Source organism: Mycobacterium sp. NGS24, assembly GCF_059813065.1.
In genome coordinates, this window is record NZ_JCALDW010000001.1 from 317,712 (window position 1) to 337,189 (window position 19,478).

The 19,478-nt window shown below is 69.0% G+C and carries 18 protein-coding genes; 5 read left to right on the forward strand and 13 right to left on the reverse strand.

Going from position 1 to position 19,478, the window contains the following annotated elements:
• Positions 1–29 precede the first annotated feature (29 nt).
• A complete protein-coding gene (gene glnA / locus AC5Y6Y_RS01435; protein ID WP_499929089.1) occupies positions 30–1,466 on the reverse strand; it encodes a type I glutamate--ammonia ligase in 1,437 nt (478 codons plus the stop codon).
• A 219-nt stretch (positions 1,467–1,685) separates the two neighbouring features.
• Here glnA and AC5Y6Y_RS01440 point away from each other — a divergent pair, with 219 nt between their 5' ends.
• On the forward strand, positions 1,686–2,117 hold the full coding sequence (locus AC5Y6Y_RS01440; protein ID WP_499922997.1) for an RDD family protein: 432 nt from the start codon (positions 1,686–1,688) through the stop codon (positions 2,115–2,117).
• Between the two features lie 4 nt (positions 2,118–2,121).
• Here the strand turns inward: AC5Y6Y_RS01440 and AC5Y6Y_RS01445 are convergent, their stop codons facing one another.
• The 5 genes from AC5Y6Y_RS01445 to sucB form a co-directional block, all read right to left on the reverse strand.
• Positions 2,122–2,874, reverse strand: coding sequence for a DUF4191 domain-containing protein (locus AC5Y6Y_RS01445; protein ID WP_499929091.1), 753 nt, complete (start codon positions 2,872–2,874; stop codon positions 2,122–2,124).
• Between the two features lie 26 nt (positions 2,875–2,900).
• Positions 2,901–3,836 (reverse strand): lipoyl synthase, encoded by a 936-nt coding sequence (gene lipA / locus AC5Y6Y_RS01450; protein WP_499929092.1) that lies wholly within the window; start codon positions 3,834–3,836, stop codon positions 2,901–2,903.
• Positions 3,833–4,522 carry a lipoyl(octanoyl) transferase LipB gene (lipB, locus tag AC5Y6Y_RS01455; RefSeq protein ID WP_499929094.1) on the reverse strand — a complete coding sequence of 230 codons (690 nt, stop codon included), beginning with the start codon at positions 4,520–4,522 and terminating at the stop codon, positions 3,833–3,835. The genes lipA and lipB overlap by 4 nt, the downstream gene beginning before the upstream one ends.
• Positions 4,523–4,925: 403 nt before the next feature.
• Positions 4,926–5,849 (reverse strand): TIGR01777 family oxidoreductase, encoded by a 924-nt coding sequence (locus AC5Y6Y_RS01460; protein ID WP_499929096.1) that lies wholly within the window; start codon positions 5,847–5,849, stop codon positions 4,926–4,928.
• 1 nt (position 5,850) lies between these two features.
• Positions 5,851–7,731, reverse strand: coding sequence for a 2-oxoglutarate dehydrogenase, E2 component, dihydrolipoamide succinyltransferase (sucB, locus tag AC5Y6Y_RS01465; protein ID WP_499929098.1), 1,881 nt, complete (start codon positions 7,729–7,731; stop codon positions 5,851–5,853).
• 224 nt (positions 7,732–7,955) lie between these two features.
• Between sucB and AC5Y6Y_RS01470 the strand changes: the two genes are divergently transcribed.
• Positions 7,956–9,740 carry an SDR family oxidoreductase gene (locus tag AC5Y6Y_RS01470; RefSeq protein WP_499929100.1) on the forward strand — a complete coding sequence of 595 codons (1,785 nt, stop codon included), beginning with the start codon at positions 7,956–7,958 and terminating at the stop codon, positions 9,738–9,740.
• Between the two features lie 11 nt (positions 9,741–9,751).
• Here the strand turns inward: AC5Y6Y_RS01470 and AC5Y6Y_RS01475 are convergent, their stop codons facing one another.
• From AC5Y6Y_RS01475 to AC5Y6Y_RS01485, 3 genes are all read right to left on the reverse strand, one after another.
• On the reverse strand, positions 9,752–10,096 hold the full coding sequence (locus AC5Y6Y_RS01475) for an aminopeptidase (RefSeq protein WP_463824502.1): 345 nt from the start codon (positions 10,094–10,096) through the stop codon (positions 9,752–9,754).
• A gap of 102 nt (positions 10,097–10,198) precedes the next feature.
• Positions 10,199–11,758, reverse strand: a complete 1,560-nt coding sequence (locus AC5Y6Y_RS01480) for a leucyl aminopeptidase (RefSeq protein WP_499923011.1) — start codon at positions 11,756–11,758, stop codon at positions 10,199–10,201.
• Positions 11,759–11,769: 11 nt separating this feature from the next.
• Entirely contained in the window at positions 11,770–12,915 is a 1,146-nt protein-coding gene (locus tag AC5Y6Y_RS01485; protein WP_499929102.1) for an adenylate/guanylate cyclase domain-containing protein, read from the reverse strand.
• Between the two features lie 14 nt (positions 12,916–12,929).
• Here AC5Y6Y_RS01485 and gcvT point away from each other — a divergent pair, with 14 nt between their 5' ends.
• Together gcvT and AC5Y6Y_RS01495 are read left to right on the forward strand one after the other, a co-directional pair.
• Positions 12,930–14,033, forward strand: coding sequence for a glycine cleavage system aminomethyltransferase GcvT (gene gcvT / locus AC5Y6Y_RS01490; protein WP_499929104.1), 1,104 nt, complete (start codon positions 12,930–12,932; stop codon positions 14,031–14,033).
• A 54-nt stretch (positions 14,034–14,087) separates the two neighbouring features.
• Positions 14,088–15,194: a branched-chain amino acid aminotransferase gene (locus tag AC5Y6Y_RS01495; protein ID WP_499929106.1), complete on the forward strand. Its 1,107-nt coding sequence runs from the start codon at positions 14,088–14,090 to the stop codon at positions 15,192–15,194.
• A gap of 17 nt (positions 15,195–15,211) precedes the next feature.
• Here AC5Y6Y_RS01495 and AC5Y6Y_RS01500 read toward each other — a convergent pair whose 3' ends face one another.
• Genes AC5Y6Y_RS01500 through AC5Y6Y_RS01515 form a run of 4 tightly spaced genes read right to left on the reverse strand, consistent with a single transcriptional unit; the run spans position 15,212 to position 18,239 of the window.
• The gene (locus tag AC5Y6Y_RS01500; RefSeq protein ID WP_499929108.1) at positions 15,212–15,952 is read right to left on the reverse strand and encodes an adenosylcobinamide-GDP ribazoletransferase; all 741 of its coding nucleotides are present in this window, start codon (positions 15,950–15,952) and stop codon (positions 15,212–15,214) included.
• Positions 15,949–17,004 (reverse strand): nicotinate-nucleotide--dimethylbenzimidazole phosphoribosyltransferase, encoded by a 1,056-nt coding sequence (gene cobT / locus AC5Y6Y_RS01505; RefSeq protein ID WP_463824496.1) that lies wholly within the window; start codon positions 17,002–17,004, stop codon positions 15,949–15,951. Before cobT ends, AC5Y6Y_RS01500 begins: the two co-directional genes overlap by 4 nt.
• A complete protein-coding gene (locus AC5Y6Y_RS01510) occupies positions 17,001–17,534 on the reverse strand; it encodes a bifunctional adenosylcobinamide kinase/adenosylcobinamide-phosphate guanylyltransferase (RefSeq protein WP_463824495.1) in 534 nt (177 codons plus the stop codon). Before AC5Y6Y_RS01510 ends, cobT begins: the two co-directional genes overlap by 4 nt.
• Positions 17,535–17,540: 6 nt before the next feature.
• A complete protein-coding gene (locus tag AC5Y6Y_RS01515) occupies positions 17,541–18,239 on the reverse strand; it encodes a DUF3043 domain-containing protein (RefSeq protein WP_463824494.1) in 699 nt (232 codons plus the stop codon).
• Between the two features lie 157 nt (positions 18,240–18,396).
• Here AC5Y6Y_RS01515 and AC5Y6Y_RS01520 point away from each other — a divergent pair, with 157 nt between their 5' ends.
• On the forward strand, positions 18,397–19,473 hold the full coding sequence (locus tag AC5Y6Y_RS01520; protein WP_463824916.1) for a glycerate kinase family protein: 1,077 nt from the start codon (positions 18,397–18,399) through the stop codon (positions 19,471–19,473).
• The last annotated feature ends 5 nt before the right edge of the window (positions 19,474–19,478 follow it).

Genomic DNA, 19,478 nt, shown 5'->3' on the forward strand with positions numbered 1-19,478 from the left:
AAATGGGGGGTTTGCGACTGCTAGCGGGTCTACACGTCGTAGTACAGCGCGAACTCGTACGGGTGCGGCCGGATCTGAACCGGCAGGATCTCGTTGTCCCGCTTGAAGTTGATCCACGTCTCGATCAGGTCGGAGGTGAACACCCCGCCCTCGGTGAGGTACTCGTGGTCCTCCTCCAGCTTGTCGATCACCGCGGACAGCTGCACCGGAGCCTGCGGGATGTTCGCAGCCTCCTCCGGCGGCAGTTCGTAGAGGTCCTTGTCCACCGGTGCCTGCGGCTCGATCTTGTTCTTGATGCCGTCCAGGCCGGCCATCAGCATCGCCGAGAACGCCAGGTACGGGTTGCCCGAGGAGTCCGGGCAACGGAACTCCAGCCGCTTGGCCTTCGGGTTGCTGCCGGTGATCGGGATACGGACGCAGGCGCTGCGGTTGCGCTGGCTGTACACCAGGTTGATCGGGGCCTCGTAGCCGGGCACCAGCCGCTTGTAGGAGTTCACCGTCGGGTTGGTGAAAGCGAGCAACGACGGGGCGTGGTGCAGCAGGCCGCCGATGTAGTGGCGCGCGGTGTCCGACAGGCCGGCGTACCCGGTCTCGTCGTACATCAGCGGGGTGCCGTCCTTCCACAGCGACTGGTGGGTGTGCATGCCCGAACCGTTGTCGCCGAACAGCGGCTTGGGCATGAAGGTGACGGTCTTGCCGTGCGCCCAGGCGGTGTTCTTGACGATGTACTTGTACAGCTGCATGTCGTCGGCCGCGTGCAGCAGCGTGTTGAACTTGTAGTTGATCTCGGCCTGCCCGCCGGTGCCCACCTCGTGGTGGCCCTTCTCCAGCTCGAATCCGGCGTTGATCAGGTTGGTCAGCATCTTGTCGCGCAGGTCGACGTAGTGGTCGACGGGGGCCACCGGGAAGTAGCCGCCCTTGGGGCGTACCTTGTAGCCGCGGTTGGGGCTGCCGTCGAGCTCGTTGGGCGAACCGGTGTTCCACCAACCCGAGATCGCATCCACCTCGTAGAACGAGCCGTTGGTCCGCGAGTCGAAGCTCACCGAGTCGAAGATGTAGAACTCGGCTTCGGCGCCGAAGTAGGCGGTGTCGGCGATGCCGGTGGAGATCAGGTAGTTCTCCGCCTTGCGGGCGACGTTGCGCGGGTCGCGGGAGTACGGCTCCAAGGTGAACGGGTCGTGCACGAAGAAGTTCAGGTTGAGCGTCCTGGCCTCGCGGAACTGGTCGATCTTGGCCGTGGCAGGGTCGGGCAGCAGCAGCATGTCGGACTCGTGGATCGACTGGAAACCACGGATCGACGAACCGTCGAAGGCCAGGCCGTCCTCGAACACGCTCTCGTCGAAGAACGAGATCGGGATCGTGAAGTGCTGCATCACTCCGGGCAGGTCACAGAAACGGACGTCGACAAACTCGACGTTTTCGTCTTTGGCAAGTTTGAAGACGTCGTCGGGCGTCTTATCCGTCACAGAAAGCTCCTTTACTCGGTGATTCGCGGCCGACGCTAGGGACGTCATGTTGCGAGTCCGTCAACCCCGTGTTGCACAGGCGTTACGTGCCGCAGCACTCGCGACAGCGCTCGGTCAACCGCCGAGCCCTATTGTGAAAGCCATGGCCCGCAAGATCGTAACTGGTGGTCGGTCGAGGCGTTACGGGCCGTCCCAACGCCCGCAATCGTGGACGATCCGATGACGCGGGAATCAACTCCCGGTTACCCGGGCCAGACGCTGGGCCTGCCGCAAACCGGCCCGGGGTCGCTGGCGCCCACCGGGCGCCGGTTGGTGGCGTTGCTGGTCGACTGGTTGATCGCCGCCGGTCTGGCCCTGCTCGCCCTGACGTTCGGCGCGATCTCCGAGGCCGTCTTGTCGACGGTGCAGCTGGTGATCTGGCTGGTGCTGGGCGCGGTGTCGGTGCGCCTGTTCGGCGTCACCCCGGGCCAGCTGGCGCTGGGCCTCCAGGTGGCAGCGGTGGACGGCCGGCTGCCCATCGGCATCGGCCGCAGCCTGGCGCGCGTCGTGCTGATTTTCCTGGTGGTCCCGCCGCTGTTCACCGACGCCGACGGGCGTGGGCTGCAGGACCGGCTGACCAACACCGCGGTGCTGCGGCGCCCAGGTCGGTAGCGATCTACCTGCGGCGCACCGTGCGTTGTACACCGCGCATCTTGCCCGCGTTCGGCAGCGGCCCTTTCGGCAGCATGCCGGCGCCGGCCCGCGACCCCAATGCGGCCAGCCGCGACTCCAGCGACTCCATCTGCTTGGCGGAGATGTTCGACGGCAGCCGGGTCAGGTGTCGCTCCAGCTTGGCCAGCGGAATCTCGCCCTCGCCGTTGCCGACGATGATGTCGTAGATCGGTACATCGCCCACGATGCGCGCGGTGCGCTTCTTCTCCTGGGCCAGCAGCGGCTTGACCCGGACGGTCGAACCCTCGCCGACGAAAATGACGCCGGGCCGGCCGATCACCCGGTGCACCGCGTCGAAGTGCCCGGTCTGCGCCACCCCCGGGGTGACCCGCCACTTGCCGCGCAGGTTGTCCAGCACCCACGCGGCGGCACCGGCCTGGCCATCGGCCTGTCGATAAATGCTGCGCCGGGCCCGTTGCCCGAAGACGATGAAGGCCACCAACGCACCCAGCATCACGCCGAAGATCGGCATCATGATCGCGGTCAGCCCGCCGGCCCACACACCGATCGCCACCGCGGCAGCCACCACCAGCACGAACGCGGCGATCATGTACGGCAGCAGCCGCTTGTCCTGCTTCCGCTGCATGTTGAAGGCCTGCCACAGTTGGCTCCGGCGCTCTTTGGATGCCGCCTTGCGGGCGGCCGTCGCCTCGGCCTTGGCGGCCTTGCTCTCGGCAGCAGATCGGGATTTAGCCATAGTCAGTAAGGATACGTACGCACCGGTCACCCAGACGTCGCGGTGCGGGCGGTGCGGGCCTGCTCGTAGAGTCGCCCGGCCCGATACGACGAGCGCACCAGTGGTCCGGCGAGCACCCCGGCGAAACCGAGCCCCTCCGCGTACTGCGCGAACTCGACGAACTCGTCGGGAGTGACCCACCGCTCGACGGGGTGGTGGCGCGTCGAGGGCCGCAGGTACTGCGTGACGGTGATGATGTCGCAGCCCGCGGCGTGCAGGTCAGTCAGCGCGGTGCGCACCTCGTCGGGAGTCTCGCCCAGGCCCAGGATGAGATTGCTCTTGGTGACCAGCCCTGCCTCCCGCGCCTTTGTGAGCACACCGAGGCTGCGCTGGTAGGTGAACGCCGGCCGGACCCGTTTGAAGATGCGCGGCACGGTTTCGACGTTGTGCGCCAACACTTCTGGGCGGGCATCGAAGACCTCGGCCAGCCGGGACGGCACACCGTTGAAGTCGGGGACCAGCAGTTCCACACCGGTGTCGGGGTTCAGTTCCTTGATTGCCCGCACGGTTTCGGCGTATAGCCAGGCGCCACCGTCGGGCAGGTCGTCGCGGGCGACGCCGGTGACAGTGGCGTACCGCAACCCCATGGTCTGCACGCTTTCGGCGACCCGCCGGGGTTCGTCGCGGTCCAACTCGGTGGGCTTTCCGGTGTCGATCTGGCAGAAGTCACACCGACGGGTGCACTGGTCGCCGCCGATCAGGAACGTGGCCTCGCGGTCCTCCCAGCATTCAAAAATGTTGGGGCAGCCGGCCTCTTCGCAGACGGTGTGCAGGCCCTCGCGCCGGACCAGGCTCTTGAGTTGGGTGTACTCCGGGCCCATCCGGACCCGCGTCTTGATCCACGGCGGTTTGCGCTCGATGGGCGTCTGGGCGTTACGCACCTCGAGGCGCAACAGTTTGCGTCCTTCGGGAACGACGGTCACCGTGTCGATGGTACGCGGGCGGCGTCGTGTTCCCGGACGGCCAGCACCCCGTCCAACGCGTTGCCCACCGCGTCGGCGACCGCTGCCCGGACCTGCTCCACGGTGACCGTTCGGTGCAACTCCGCGGACAGTGACGTCACCCCGGCGTCGCTGATGCCGCACGGCACGATCGCGTTGAAAGCGCCGAGATCGCAGTCGCAGTTCAGGGCGAAGCCGTGCAGGGTGGTGGCGCGCGCGACCCGCACCCCGATGGCGGCGACCTTGCGCGCCGGCCGGCCCGGCACCCACACCCCGGACCGCCCGTCGACCCGGCCTACCTCCAGGCCCAGGTCGGTGCACACCTTGATCAGGGCTTCTTCGAGGCGACGCACGTAGTTGACGACATCGAGCGGCTCGGCCAGCCCGATCACCGGGTAGCCGACCAGCTGGCCGGGGCCGTGCCAGGTGATCTTGCCGCCCCGGTCGGTGTCTATGACAGGTGTTGCGTCCAGCGGCCGTTCCTGCGGTTCGGTGCGTCGGCCGGCGGTGTAGACAGCCGGGTGTTCCAGCAGCAGCAGCGTGTCCGGGCCGCCGGCGGCGCGCGCGTCGGCCAGGTCGCGCTGCAACTGCCACGCCTCGACATAGTCGATGCTGCCCAACTGTCGGACGTCGAGGGGGGCGAGGCTGGATCTGATGGATCCCGTCACAGTGGCCAGGTTAGCGGGGGTCGCCTGTTGCGCCGCGTTGCGCCAGCGTGACGCTCGATGTCGCCTGCCACGCTGGGGTGACGCTGGGCGGGCGGTGGTGTGGTGCTGGGCGCGGGTTGTCACGCTGGCGTGACGCTCGGCGGCGACGGCCACGCTGGCGTGACGCTCGGCGGCGACGGCCACGCTGGCGTGACGTTGGGCGAGGGGGCGTGAGGCTGGGTGGGCGCTGTGGCGCTCAGTGCGGGTTGTCGCGCTGGCGTGACGCTCGGCGGCGACGGCCACGCTGGTGTGACGCTGGGCGAGGGGGGCGTGACGCTGGGCGAGGGGGGCGTGACGCTGGGCGAGGGAGGCGTGACGCTGGGCAAACCGAGGCGTGACGCTGCGAGGGGGTATGCGTGCGCAGTCAGTCCTGGTCGCGCCGGGCGGTGGCGAACTCCAACGCCTCGCCAATGGTGTTGTGGTGGAACTGAAAACCTGCTCGCTCCAGCGCCGTCGGGATGACGCGCTGACCGGCGAGCAACCCCTCGTCGGCGAATTCGCCGAGCGCCGCGCGCACCGCGAAACCGGGCAGGACCAACGGGGTCGGGCGGTTGATCGCGCGGCCGAACGCGGTGGTGAATTCGGCGTTGGTCACCGGCGCGGGCCCGGTCATGTTGACGGGACCGGACAGCGTGGGGTGGAAGATGGCGAACAGCAGCGCGCGTACCTCGTCCTCGAGGCTGATCCACGACATGTACTGACGGCCGTTGCCGAGCCTGGCGCCCAGCCCCACCGAGAAGACCGGGCGCATCATGCGCAGCGCGCCGCCCGCCGGTGCCAGCACCACGCCGGTGCGCGCCAGGACCACCCGGGTGCCATCGTATTGCGCCGGCAGGGTGGCCGCCTCCCAGTCCACGCACAACTGCGCGAGGAAACCCCTTCCGGCCGGGGCGTTTTCGTCGACGACGCGATCCCTGGTGTCGCCGTAGTAGCCGACCGCACTGGCATTGATCAGGGTGCTCACCCCGGCGTCGGCGACGGCGGCGGTCAACACCTCGGTCGGGGTGATCCGGCTGTCGCGCAGGCTCTGCTTGAACGCCCCCGACCACCGGTGTGAACCGACGTTGACCCCACACAGGTTGACCACGACGTCGACGTCGACGAGCACGTCGGGATCCAATTCACCGCTGTCCGGATTCCAGTGCAGCTCTTCGGAATTCGCCGGCGTCCGGCGCACGATGCGCAGCACCTCGTGGTCGGCGGCGCGGAGCGCGGCGGTCAAAGCCTGACCGATCAGACCCGAGGAACCCGCAATGGCGATTACGGCCTTCGGGAAGGCTTGAGCCATCTCAAAGTCCTAGGTCGGCCTCGAAGGCCCCCTCTTCGAGCCGGTTCTTGATCGTGGTGAGGAATCGGCCGGCGTCGGCGCCGTCGATCAGGCGATGGTCATAGGTCAGCGGCAGATAGCAGATCGAGCGGACCCCGATCGACTCGTTGCCGACGTCGTCCACGATCACCCGGGGGCGCTTGACGATGGCGCCGGTGCCGAGCATGGCTGCCTGCGGTGGCACCAGGATGGGGGTGTCGAACAAGGCGCCTTGGCTGCCGATGTTGGTGATGGTGAAGGTGCCCCCGGACAACTCGTCGGGCTTGAGTTTGTTCGACCGTGCGCGGGAGGCGATGTCGGCGATGGCCCGGGCCAGACCGGCCAGCGACAGATCACCGGCGTTGTGCACCACCGGGGAGAGCAGACCCTGGTCGGTGTCGACGGCGAACCCGAGGTGCTCGGCGTCGTAGTAGGTGATCTCTTTGGATTCCTCGTTGTAGCTGGCGTTGACGTTGGGATGAGTCTTGAGCGCGTCGATCACCGCACGGGCGATGAACGGCAGGTACGTCAGATTCACGCCCTCGCGCTCCGCGAACGACGACTTCGCGCGCGCCCGCAACGCCACGATCCGGGTCATGTCGACCTCGTGGGTCTGGGTGAGCTGAGCTGTCAGTTGCAGCGATTCGCGAGTTTTCTTGGCGGTGATCTGCCGGATCCGGCTGGCCTTCTGCGTGGAGCCGCGCAGGTGCGCCAGTGAGGGTGCCGAGCTGGCGGCGGGTTTGTCGGCCGGTTTGTCGGCGGCGGGCTCGGCGGCGGCGGGCTTCTTGTCCTGTTGTTGCTTCTCTTCGGCCTTCTTCTCGGCCAGAGCCAGCACGTCCTGCTTGCGGATCCGGCCGCCGACGCCGGTCCCGGTCACTTCGGACAGGTCAATGTTGTTCTCCGAAGCCAACTTCCGCACCAGCGGAGTGACGTAGGGAGTGCCGTCGGAGTCCTCTGATTGCGACTTCGGCTCTTGGCGGGGCTCCTCTTTCGGCTCTTCCTTGGGTGCGGGTTTGCGCTCTTCCTTCGCCTCTTCCTTGGGTTCCTCTTTCGGCTCGTCCTTGGCCGGGGGCTGGTCCGCGGCCTCTTCGGCCGTGGTCTCTTCTTCTTTGGCCTTCTCTTCTTTGGGCTTGTCTTCTTCCGGTTCGGGCTCTTTCTTCTCCGGCTCCTTGGATTCCGGTTCTGTGGACTCCGACTTCTTGCCCGACGACTTCGAGTCGCCGATCTTGGCCAGTTCGCCACCCACCTGGACGACGTCGTCTTCCTCGGCGGTGATGCTGACCAGGACACCGGCCACCGGGGATGGGATCTCGGTGTCGACCTTGTCGGTGGACACTTCCACCAGCGGCTCGTCGACCTGGACCGAATCCCCGACGCTCTTCAACCAGCGTGTCACGGTGCCCTCGGTTACCGACTCGCCCAACTCGGGCATCGTCACCGAAGTCGCGTCACCGTCGGACCCGCCCTGATCGTCGGCTTCGTCTGCGCCTCCCGCCTCGTCGGAGTCGTCTTCCTCCGATGGCTCCGCCGCCTCGTCGGATTCGGCGTCCTCGGATTCGTCGGCGCCGCCCGAGTCGCTCTCGCCCCCGGACTCCTCGGCGTCCGCCCCACCGCCGCTGTCGTCGTCGGAGTCCCCGATGACGGCCAGCTCGCCGCCGACCTCGACCGTGTCGTCCTCCTGGGCGATGATCTTGGTCAGCACGCCCGCGGCCGGCGACGGGATCTCGGTGTCGACCTTGTCGGTCGAGACTTCGACCAGCGGTTCGTCGACCTCGACCGTGTCGCCTTCCTGCTTGAGCCAGCGAGTGACCGTTCCCTCGGTGACGCTCTCACCAAGTGCTGGCATCTCAACGGAGAAGGCCATCGTTGTTGACTCCTCGATCGGTCGTCGGTCGGCACAGCTCGACCTCTGGCTTACCACATGGTCGTGCACCGGGTACGAAACCCGAGTTGATGTCAAAACCCATCCTGTCACGAGCCACCGACGCTGGACATCCAGGGCGCGCGAGTTGCATCGCCGATGCTGTCGGTAGCCGCTGCTACGGTGGGCCACTGATAACGCAGCAATTCGCAGGTGGCGGAGGTTCGATGCCGGCAATACAGCAGGTACCCCAGCAGTTCGTCGACAGCGCCGACGGCGCCCGGATCGCCGTCTACCAAGAGGGCAACCCGGAGGGGCCCACGGTCGTGCTGGTACACGGCTGGCCGGATTCACATGTGCTGTGGGACGGTGTGGTGCCCTTGCTGGAGCAGCGTTTCCGGATCCTGCGCTACGACAACCGAGGCGTCGGTCTGTCGTCGACGCCCAAGGCGGTCTCCGACTACACGATGGCCCGCTTCGCCGACGACTTCGCCGCGGTCATCGGCGAACTGAGTCCCGGGCAACCAGTGCACGTACTGGCCCACGACTGGGGTTCGGTCGGGGTGTGGGAGTACCTGACCCGGCCCGGCGCCGGCGATCGGGTCGCCACCTTCACCTCGGTGTCGGGTCCGGCGCACGACCAGCTGGTCGCCTTCATCTTCGGCGCGCTGCGCCGCCCGTGGCGCCCGCGCCGGTTCGCCGCGGCCGTGAGCCAGGCGGTCCGGTTGACCTATATGGCGTTCTTCTCGATCCCGGTGCTGGCGCCGCTGTTGATCCGGCTGGCGTTCCGCAGCGCGGCGGTGCGGCGCAGCGTCGCCGACAATCTGCCCACCGATCGGATCCGTCACTCCGACAACGTCGCCAGCGACGCCGCGAACGCCGTGAAGGTGTACCCGGCCAACTACTGGCGTTCGTACTCGGGCAAGTTCCGCCGCCAAGGCGTGCGCCCGGTCGACGTGCCGGTGCAGCTCATCGTCAACACCAGGGACAAGTTCGTGCGACCGCACGGATACGACGAGACGGCCCGCTGGGTGCCGCGGCTGTGGCGGCGCGACATCCGGGCCGGCCACTTCTCGCCGATGTCACATCCGCAGGTGATGGCCGCCGCCGTGCACGACTTCGCCGACCTGCACGAAGGCAAGCCGGCCAGTCGAGCGCTGTTGCGCGCCCAGGTCGGTCGGCCGCGCGGTCACTTCGGCGACACGCTGGTGTCGATCACCGGCGCCGGCAGCGGCATCGGCCGCGAGACCGCGATCGCCTTCGCCCGGGAGGGTGCCGAGGTGGTGATCAGCGACATCGACGAGGCCACGGTGAAGGAAACTGCCGCCCAGGTCGCCGCGCGCGGGGGCGTTGCGCACCCCTATGTGCTGGACGTGTCAGACGCCGACGCTGTCGAGGCGTTCGCTGAACAGGTGTGTGCTGAGCACGGCCTACCCGACATCGTGGTCAACAACGCCGGCATCGGTCAGGCGGGAGCCTTCCTGGACACCCCGGCCGAACAGTTCGACCGCGTAATCGATGTCAATCTGGGTGGCGTGGTCAACGGCTGCCGTGCTTTCGGGCGGCGGCTGGCCGAGCGCGGCACCGGCGGCCACATCGTCAACGTCTCGTCGATGGCGGCCTACGCGCCGCTGGGTTCGCTCAACGCGTACTGCACCTCCAAGGCGGCGACCTTCATGTTCTCCGACTGCCTGCGCGCCGAACTCGACGCCGCCGATGTCGGCCTGACCACGATCTGCCCGGGCGTCATCGACACCAACATCATCTCGACAACCCAGTTCAGCGCCGCAGTCGGGATTCTGGACGACAAGGTCGACGGCCGGCGCGGACAGTTGGACAAAATGTTCGACATCCGCCGTTACGGACCCGACAAGGTCGCGAACGCGATCGTGTCGGCGGTGAAGAAGAACAAACCGATCCGGCCGGTCACGTTCGAGGCGTATGCGCTGTACGGAGTGTCCCGGGTGCTGCCGCAGGCGCTGCGCAGCACCGCGCGGGTGCGGGTGATCTGACCCGCGCGCGCTCAGACGCGCAGCGGCGTGCCGTCCTTGCGCCGCACCAACACCGCACCGGCCACCCCGACGAGGCCGAGAACGGCCAACGGAATGGCCCAGCTCCGGCGGCCGGACAGCGAAGACTCGCACGCCGCGACGAAGTCGGTGTGCGGAATGATCTGGTTCAGGATCGGGATGTTGGCGCCGTTCCTGTCGTTGGCGTTGCGCGCGCCCGACAAATCCGAGGCTAGGCCGTTTCCACAGCTAACCGTTCCGCCGTTGCTGTTGGACACCGTCACCGGCACCAGGAGCCCGATCACGCCGGCCAGCAGCAGCACGGCGCTTACCGCGATAATCAACCGTCGTACCGTCACAATCAGGCCTTTCCACGAGCTATCCGATATGTGCTCAGGTGATTAGCCGCGACCCGGGGCAGTTAAACGCACCCGAGTTTGCTGCCGGTCCGGCGAACTCGGCTAACCGTTGGCCGCGATGTCTTCCAACACCGCGAACATGGTGCGGGTGGGCACTCCGGTGCCGCCCTTGGGGGAGTAGCCCCACGCGCTGCCGGTGTTGTAGGCCGGACCGGCGACGTCGATGTGCGCCCACTCGACGCCGTCGGCGACGAACTCGCGCAGGAACACCCCGGCCACCAACATGCCGGCGAAGCGCTGACCGCTGATGTTTGAAAGGTCGGCCACCTGCGATTTCAGGTCGTCTTTCAGTTCGTCGGGCAGCGGCATCGGCCAACCGTTCTCGCCGACCCGCTGCGAGATCGCAGCGACCCGGTCCCGGAACTCATCGCTACCCATCACCCCGGGGATTCGGGCCCCGAGCGCGACGGTCTGCGCGCCGGTCAACGTCGAGGTCTCGATCAGATAGTCCGGCCCATCCTCGCAGGCCCGCACGATCGCGTCGGCCAGGATGAGCCGGCCTTCAGCGTCGGTGTTCTGCACCTCGACAGTGATGCCGCCGTACTGTGTCAGCACGTCGCCGGGCCGGGTGGCCGTCGACGACGGCATGTTCTCGGCCATCGGCACGGTGGCGATCACGTCGATCGGCAGCCCCAACTGCGCGGCCAGCGTCACGGTGGCGACCACCGCGGCGGCCCCGCCCATGTCGGAGGTCATGTGGTGCATCGACGCGGCCGGCTTGATCGAGATGCCGCCGGTGTCGAAGGTGACACCCTTGCCGACCAGCGCCACCTTCTTCGCCTGCTTGGAGTTCTTGGCCAGTCGCGATCCGCGGTGGATCAGCCGGACCAGCCGCGGCAGCCGCGACGAGCCCTGCCCGACGCCAACCACGCCGCCGAAGCCGGCCTTCTTCAGCGCCTTGTCGTCGAGGACCTCCACCTCCAGGCCCACCGATTCGCCGAGTTCCTTGGCCCGCTTGGCGAATTCGGCGGGGTACAGGTGGCTGGGCGGGGTGTTGGTGAAATCGCGGGCAGTGGCCACCGCGGTCGCCACGGCGGCGCCGTGCGCGGCCTGCTTCTTGGCGTCCTTGCCGGCGCTGAGCACGGTGATCTTGCGCAGGCCGGCATCCTTGGGCGCCGTCTTCCCGCTGCGGAACGCGGTGAAGCGGTAGCTGCCCAGGATCAAACCCTCGACGGCCGCCGACGTGACGTCTTGACCCGGCAGTTCGCCCAGCGTGGTGAGCACCGCCTCGGCTTTGCCGAGCGAGCGTGCCGCGACACCGGCCGCCCGCCGGACCACATCGGCGGGCCACTCGGCGCGCGGCTTACCCAGGCCGACGGCCAGCACACTGCCCACCGGCAGCGACGACACCACCAGCCGGTGCACCTGCTCGGCGCCACCGGTCGCGCCTAGCGCCCGCAGGCCGGCCTCGATTTCGGTGACCGCGTCAGCCGAGAGCACAGTGTCGGCGGCGACCACCTGAGCACGCGATTCGTCGTCCTCGCCGGCGGCGACGACCGGTATCAGCAGTACCGAGGAATCCGAGCCGCGCTTGGGCAGCGCTGTGGCGACCGCGGTGGTGGGGGCGTTATAGGGGGCGTAGGCGCCCGATTGGGGTGTCACGCGCAACCAGCCTAGTCACTGCGTGCCGGGTCCGCGTCGAGCGCATCCCGGCGGTGCAGTTCGAAAGCGGTCACCGGCGCGTCGAATCCTTTGAGCGTCAGCGGGCCGTGCGCGGCGGCCGGCCAGTCCGGTAACTGGGCGTGCAGGTCCGCGTCGGCCAGGATCTGGCCCGGTGCGGCCGCCGCCACCAGCCGCGCCGCCAGATTCACCGGGTTGCCGAAGTAGTCCCCGTTGATGGCCAGCACGGTGCCGAAGGCCAGCCCCGCGCGCACCAGCAGTCCCTCGTCGCAAGCCTTGGGATGGTCGACGAGGTCGACGGCGGCTTTGGCGAGCTGCTCGGGTGACCCGCACACCCACATCACCTCGTCGCCGATGAACTTCACCACCCGCCCGCCGTCGGCGTGCACCACGTCGGATACCGCGCCGGCGAACTCGTTGAGCATTGCCGACAACTGCGCGGGGGTCAGCGCCTGGGTGAGCGCGGTGAAGCCGGACAGATCGGCGAACCCGACGCCGCACACCACACTCGACGAGGTGTCCCGGATGACGCCCTCGAAATGGGTGCGGGCGCTGGTCAGGTGATGGCGGTGCACGATGTCGATCAGCGCGCCGATCCGGGGCACGAACTCCGCGACCGCGCGGTAGGCCTGGGCGGTGGCGAACTCGTCATGCGTGTGCGTCATCTGGATGTCCGGCGTTCCGGCGCGGATGAGCGTCGACTCGGCCTCGGCGAGCCGGGCCATCGCCGCGCCCAGCACCCGCAGCAACCCGTACCCGCCGTCCCGGCCGACCACGCCCTGCAGCGCGACCCACGTCTGCAGCGCATCGACATCGGCCTGACTGAGCGCGGGCACGTCGGAGCCGGCGATGGTCAGTCCCAGCAGCCCCCAGGCGTGCGCCACTTCATCGGCGGACAGACCGAGCTGTTCTGCGGCCGCGGCCACGGTGTAGATCGGCCGCCCGGACCAGCCCAGGACATCACCGGCCAGCCCGAACAATCGGCCACGCCGCTCGGCTGCCACCATCTCCTCGACGGTGAAGCCGAGATCGTCCAGATACTTGATCAGGTCGGCGCGCTCGCGCGGATTCGCGATTCCGGCGGCTTCCAGACCGTCCCAATCGAACACCTGCCCAAGTGTGCCAGTAGCGGCAGACATTAGGGTGAGACGCCGTGAGCGGTGCGCCAGATCTGCAGCAAGGCCCGTTGGAAGAACGCCATCGTGAACTGGGCGCGACCTTCGCCGAATTCGGCGGGTGGGAGATGCCGGTGTCCTATGGCGGAACCGTCGGCGAACACAACGCCACCCGCACCGCCGTGGGCCTGTTCGACGTCAGCCACCTCGGCAAGGCGTTGGTGCGCGGCCCGGGCGCGGCGCAGTTCGTCAACTCCGCACTCACCAACGATCTGGGTCGTATCGGTGCGGGCAAAGCCCAGTACACGTTGTGCTGCACCGAATCCGGCGGCGTTGTCGACGACCTGATCGCCTACTACGTCGACGACGACGAAATCTTCCTGGTGCTCAACGCCGCCAACACCGCCGCGGTGGTCGAAGCGCTGCAGGCGGCCGCCCCGGCGGATCTGACCATCACCAACCAGCACCGCGACTACGCGGTGCTGGCCGTGCAGGGGCCGCGGTCCAGCCAGGTGTTGAGCGGCCTGGGGCTGCCCACCGACATGGACTACATGGGTTATGCGGACGCGGCGTATTCCGATGTGCCGGTGCGGGTTTGCCGCACGGGTTACACCGGTGAGCACGGCTACGAGCTGCTGCCGCCGTGGGATTGCGCCGCCGTGGTGTTCGACGCGCTGGTGGCCGCGGTCACCGACGCCGGCGGGCAGCCGGCCGGGCTGGGTGCCCGCGACACGCTGCGCACCGAGATGGGTTATCCGCTGCACGGTCATGAACTGTCGCTGGACATTTCGCCGCTGCAGGCCCGCTGCGGCTGGGCGATCGGCTGGCAGAAGGAGGCCTTCTTCGGGCGGGACGCGTTGCTGGCCGAGAAACAGGCCGGACCGCGCCGGCTGCTGCGCGGGTTGCAGATGGTCGGGCGCGGTGTGCTGCGTCCGGGGCTAACCGTGCGTGACGGCGACACCACCATCGGGACCACCACGTCGGGAACCTTCTCGCCGACGTTGCAGCGCGGCATCGCCCTGGCGTTGATCGACACCCAGGCGGGGATCGCGGACGGGCAGCAGGTCACCGTCGACGTCCGCGGCCGGGCGGTCGACTGCGAGGTGATGCGGCCGCCGTTCGTCGAACTGAAAACCCGCTAGCACCGGTGTTCGCAGGCCAAAAATGCGTTTACACACGGTTATACAATCGGGCCCATGATCAGCGGCCCACTCGAATTCACGGTTTCTCCCGCGGCGAATCCCGCCGGTGACGCCGAGCGGGTAGCGATCCTGGCTGACCCCGGATTCGGCAAATATCACACCGACCACATGGTCTCCATCGACTACACCGACGGGTGCGGCTGGCACAACGGCCGCGTCATCGGCTACGGACCGATCGAGCTGGATCCGTCGGCGATCGTGCTGCACTACGCGCAGGAGGTCTTCGAAGGGCTCAAGGCCTACCGGTGGGCCGACGGGTCCGTGGTGTCGTTTCGGCCCGACGCCAACGCCGCCCGGTTGTGCTCCTCGGCGCGGCGGCTGGCGATACCGGAGTTGCCGGAGCAGTTGTTCATCGAATCTCTGCGCCAGCTCATCGCGGTCGACAGCGCCTGGGTGCCCAGGGCCGGCGGCGAAGAGGCGCTCTACCTGCGGCCGTTCATCATCGCCACCGAGCCCGGCCTGGGAGTGCGGCCGGCCAAGGAATACCGCTACCTGCTGATCGCCTCGCCGGCCGGTGCGTATTTCAAGGGCGGCATCAACCCGGTCACCGTCTGGATCTCCACCGAATACGTGCGCGCCAGCCCGGGCGGCACAGGTGCGGCCAAGTTCGGCGGCAACTACGCGGCCTCGCTGCTGGCCCAGGCCGAAGCCGCGGAGCACGGGTGCGACCAGGTGGTGTGGTTGGACGGCGTGGAGCGTCGCTACGTCGAGGAGATGGGCGGCATGAACCTGTTCTTCGTGCTGGGCAAGGGCGGCTCGGCGCGGCTGGTCACCCCGGAGCTGTCCGGTTCGCTGCTACCCGGTATCACCCGGGATTCGTTGCTGCAGTTGGCCATTGATGCCGGATTCACGGTGGAAGAACGCAAGATCGACATCGACGAGTGGGAGAAGAAGGCCGCATCCGGGGAGATCACCGAGGTGTTCGCCTGCGGCACCGCAGCCGTCATCACCCCGGTGGCACGGGTCAAGCGCGGCGAGGACGAGTTCACCATCGGAGACGGCGCGCCCGGCGAGGTGACGATGGCGTTGCGCGACACGCTGACCGGGATCCAACGCGGCACGTTCGCCGATACGCACGGCTGGATGACGCGGCTGGATTAGGGGTCACGCTCGGCGCCTCACCCGCGGACCAGACCCGCCAGCGCCACCGCGGCCGCCGTCGTGGACACCTCGACCGCAGCGCCCAACACGTCACCGGAGACACCGCCGAATCGCCGCGCACAGTGCGCGACCAAACCCGCCCCGCACAACACCGCCAGCAGCATCGCGACCGGTCCCTGCCAAAGCCGGGAACCCACCGGGACGGCAGCGGCCAGCAGCACGGCCAGCCACCCTGATACCACCCAGGTCGGCTGAGTGCCGGCGACCTGCGCGCCCAGCGCACTGCCGTCCGCGGCCACCACGCCGCGCCGGCAGACCGCCACCGCGGTGACCCGCCCGGCGGCCACGGACACGGCGATGGCGCCCGCCCCCAGCGTCGAGAACGCCAGTCCCTGCAACGCGATGACCATGACGATCGCGGCGACCCCGAACGGACCCGTCGAGCCGTCGCGCATCACTGCCAGTGCGCGCTGGGGCGGGCCGTAGCAGCCTAGACCGTCGGCGGTATCGGCGACGCCGTCGATGTGCAGGCCCCGGGTGGCCAGCAGCAGCACCCCGACCCCCAGCAACCCGGGCAGCGGGCTGGACGCGCCGAACAGCGCGGCACCCCCCACCGTCACCGCCGCGGCCAACGCCCCCAGCGCCGCACCCACCACCGGCAACGCCGTCATCGCCCCGCGACCCATCGGACCGACCCGCGACGCCGGCACCGGCAGTACCGTAGCGAACGTCAAAGCCGTTGCCAGCGAACGGATCACGGGACCGCAGGACCGGACACGTCGGCCTCGGCGAACGTCGCCATCGAGCCCAGGGCCGCCACCGCGGCGCGCAGCACCGGCAACGCCACCGCGGCCCCGGTGCCCTCGCCCAGCCGCATCCGCAGGTCCACGATCGGCTCCAGTTCGAGAGCCGCCAGGGCCAGCGTGTGACCCGGCTCGGTGGAGCGGTGCCCGGCCTGCCACCACTGCCGGGCCCCGGGCGCCAGCCGCTCGGCGACCAGCGCCGCCGCCGTCACCGCCATGCCGTCCAGCAGCAGCGGGGTACGCCGGATCGCGGCCTGCGCGCAGAAGCCGGCCAGCGCCGCGAAATCCGCACCGGCACAACAGCGCAGCAGCGCGACCGGGTCGTCGAGCATCGAACGCGCCCGGAAGAGCGCATCGCGCACCGCCGCCGTCTTACGCATCCACGCGGCATCGTCGATCCCGGTGCCGAAACCCACCACCGCGACCGGTTCGGTGTTGGTCAGCGCCGCCACCAGCACCGCCGCCGGGGTGGTGTTGCCGATGCCCATGTCGCCGGCGATCAGCAGGTCGGCGCCGGCGTCCACTTCGTCGTCGGCGATCTGCTGGCCCGCGGCCAGGGCGCGATCGACCTCGGCCTGGGTCAGGGCGTCTTCGACGGCGATATCGCCGCTGCCCCGGCGCACTTTGTCGCTGATCTGATTCGTCGTGCCCAGCACCGCGTCGCAGTCGACGGCCAGATCGGCGATTCGCACCGTCGCGCCGGCGAGTTGCGCCAGCGCGTTGATGGCGGCCCCACCCGCTTCGATGTTGGCGACCATCTGCGCGGTCACCTCCGGGGGATAGGCCGACACGCCGGACCGGGCCACCCCGTGATCCCCGGCAAACACCACCACCCGGGCACGCTCGAATTGCCGCGGCGGGCACTGGCCCTGGCAGGCCGCCACCCAGACCGACAGGTCCTCGAGCCGGCCCAGTGCCCCGCGCGGCTTGGTCAGCTCGTCCTGGCGGGCCCGGGCGTCCGCCGCGGCGCCCGCATCGGGCGGCTGCACCGGCGCGAACCCGATCATGCCGGCGCCTTGACCGTGAGCGGCTGGCCCGCCACCACCAGCACCACCCGATCGCACAGCGTGGCTGTGCGCTGGTTGAGGCTGCCCAGTTCGTCGGCGAACCGACGCCCGGACGCGGTGGCGGGTACGACCGACAACCCCACCTCCGGACTGACCAGCACCAACGTCGACCCGAATGCGTCCACCGCACCCAGCAACTCCCGCAGCGGCGCTTCCACCGATCCGCCGTCCCACCCGTCGTTGCGGTCCAGGGTGCCCGTCAACCAGGCGCCGAGGTCGTCGACGAGTGTCGGGGTGTCGGGATGTCCGCGCAGTTCGGCGGCCAGATCGGCGGTCTCCACCGTCGTCCAGTGCGCGGGCCGACGGGCGCGGTGCCTGGCGATCCGTTGCGACCACTCCGAGTCGGCCGAGTCCGCCGATCCGGCGGCCAGGTAGCGGACCGCCTGCCGGGGTGCCAGTGCCGCGACGACGGCGTGCTCCGCCCACTCGGATTTGCCCGACCTGATACCGCCGAGTACCAGCGTGCGCACCTCGGGTCAGGCGTCTTTCAGTCGGCTGCCGCGTTCGACTTGGGGTCGGGGCATCCGCATGCGGCGCATCTGCGAGGCCCGTCCGGCCGCGTAAATGCCCAACTTCCAATGGCTTTCGGTGTTGTTGGGGAACTTCGCGTCGACCAGCCTGCCGACCTTGCGGCCCAGGACGATGCCGTCGATCGCCATCAACACCATCAGCACCAGCATCGCCGGCGACATGTAGTACTGCAGTTGCGGCACGCCGAACATCAAGGCCAGCAGAAACAGCGCCGACGGCATGAACAGGCCGAGCACGTTGCGCCGGGCGTCCACCACGTCGCGGACGTAGCGTCGCACCGGGCCCTGGTCGCGCGGCAGCAGATACGCCTCTTCGCCGGCTTTCATCCGTTCCTGACGCTCGGTCATCCGGGCCCGGCGGGCGTCCCGTTCGGCGCGGCGCTCCGCGCGGCTGAGTTTCGGCCCGGCCAGCGTCTTGCGCCGGGCCCGCGCTTCGGCCGCCGTCATCGGCGCCGGCGCGACCGGACCCTTGCGGCCCTGACGCCTGGCCTCGTCGCGCTTGGGCGTGGGCCGGCCCTTGGGACCGGTGCCGCGCGACGACCGGGTCGCCTGCGCCGGGGCGGCTTCCGTCCCGGCCGGGTCCGGAGTGTCGTCACCTTCGGCCCCGTTGTCTTCGAAGCCTCTGTTGCGGCCCAACAACTTCACAGCGCCAGGTTACTTCGCCGCTCGCGGGCAGCTGAATGCACCTGTTATGCATGCGCTCGCATATCGGTTAGACCTACGCTGGCCAGTGATGAACGGCTCGCAGGCGTCGGATGATGCTGCCGGTGACTTCGGGCCCGGCCGGCTCCAGCTGCCCGCAATGCGGGTGCTGGTGGCCCCCGACTGTTACGGGGACAGCCTTTCGGCGGTGGAGGCCGCCGCCGCCATCGCGACCGGCTGGACGCGGTCCCGTCCGGGTGACTCGTTCATCGTCGCGCCGCAGTCCGACGGCGGACCCGGCTTCGTCGAGGTGCTGGCCAACCGGATGGGCGGGCTGCGCCGACTCGTGGTCTGCGGACCGCTGGGCGCCGACGTCACCGCCCAGTGGGTCTTCGACGAGCGCTCAGCGACCGCGTATCTGGAATGCGCGCAGGCGTGCGGGCTGGGGCTGCTGGACGGGCCACCCACGCCGGAGACCGCGATGGACGCCCACAGCCGCGGCGTGGGCCAGCTGATCGCGGCTGCGCTGCAGGCCGGGGCGCGGCGCATCGTGGTCGGGCTGGGCGGCAGCGCCTGCACCGACGGCGGGCAGGGAATGGTCAACGAGTTGGGCGGCCTGGACCTGGCCCGCCAGCGGTTGGCCGCTGTGGAGTTGATCGCCGCCTCCGACGTCGCATATCCGCTGTTGGGACCGTGGGGGGCGGCACGGGTGTTTGCTCCGCAGAAAGGCGCGGACACCGCGACCGTCGCCAAATTGGAAGTGCGGCTCGAAGCGTGGGCGTTGGTGCTCGACACGGTGGCTGGGCGCGACGTCAGCGCCGAGCCCGGCGCGGGTGCGGCCGGCGGCATCGGGGCGGGCCTGCTTGCGCTGGGCGGGCGCTGCGAATCCGGGGCGGCCATTGTGGCCGAACTCACCCACTTCGCCGACGATCTCGAAGACGCGGACATGATCGTCACCGGCGAGGGGCACTTCGACGAGCAGTCGCTGCACGGCAAGGTGGTGGGTGAGATCGCGGCCGCCGCCCGGCCGCTGGGAATTCCGGTGATCGTGCTGGCCGGACAGGTGTCGGTGGACAAAGCCACCACCCGCGTGTCGGGCATCATGTCTGCGCTGGCCATGTCCGAATACGCAGGTTCGGTGCGGTTGGCACTGGCCGACGCGGCGAATCAGCTGATGGGATTGGCCTCTGAGGTGGCCGCTCGACTCGGGAATAGCGGTCCGGCGGGGTACCGTTGAAACAG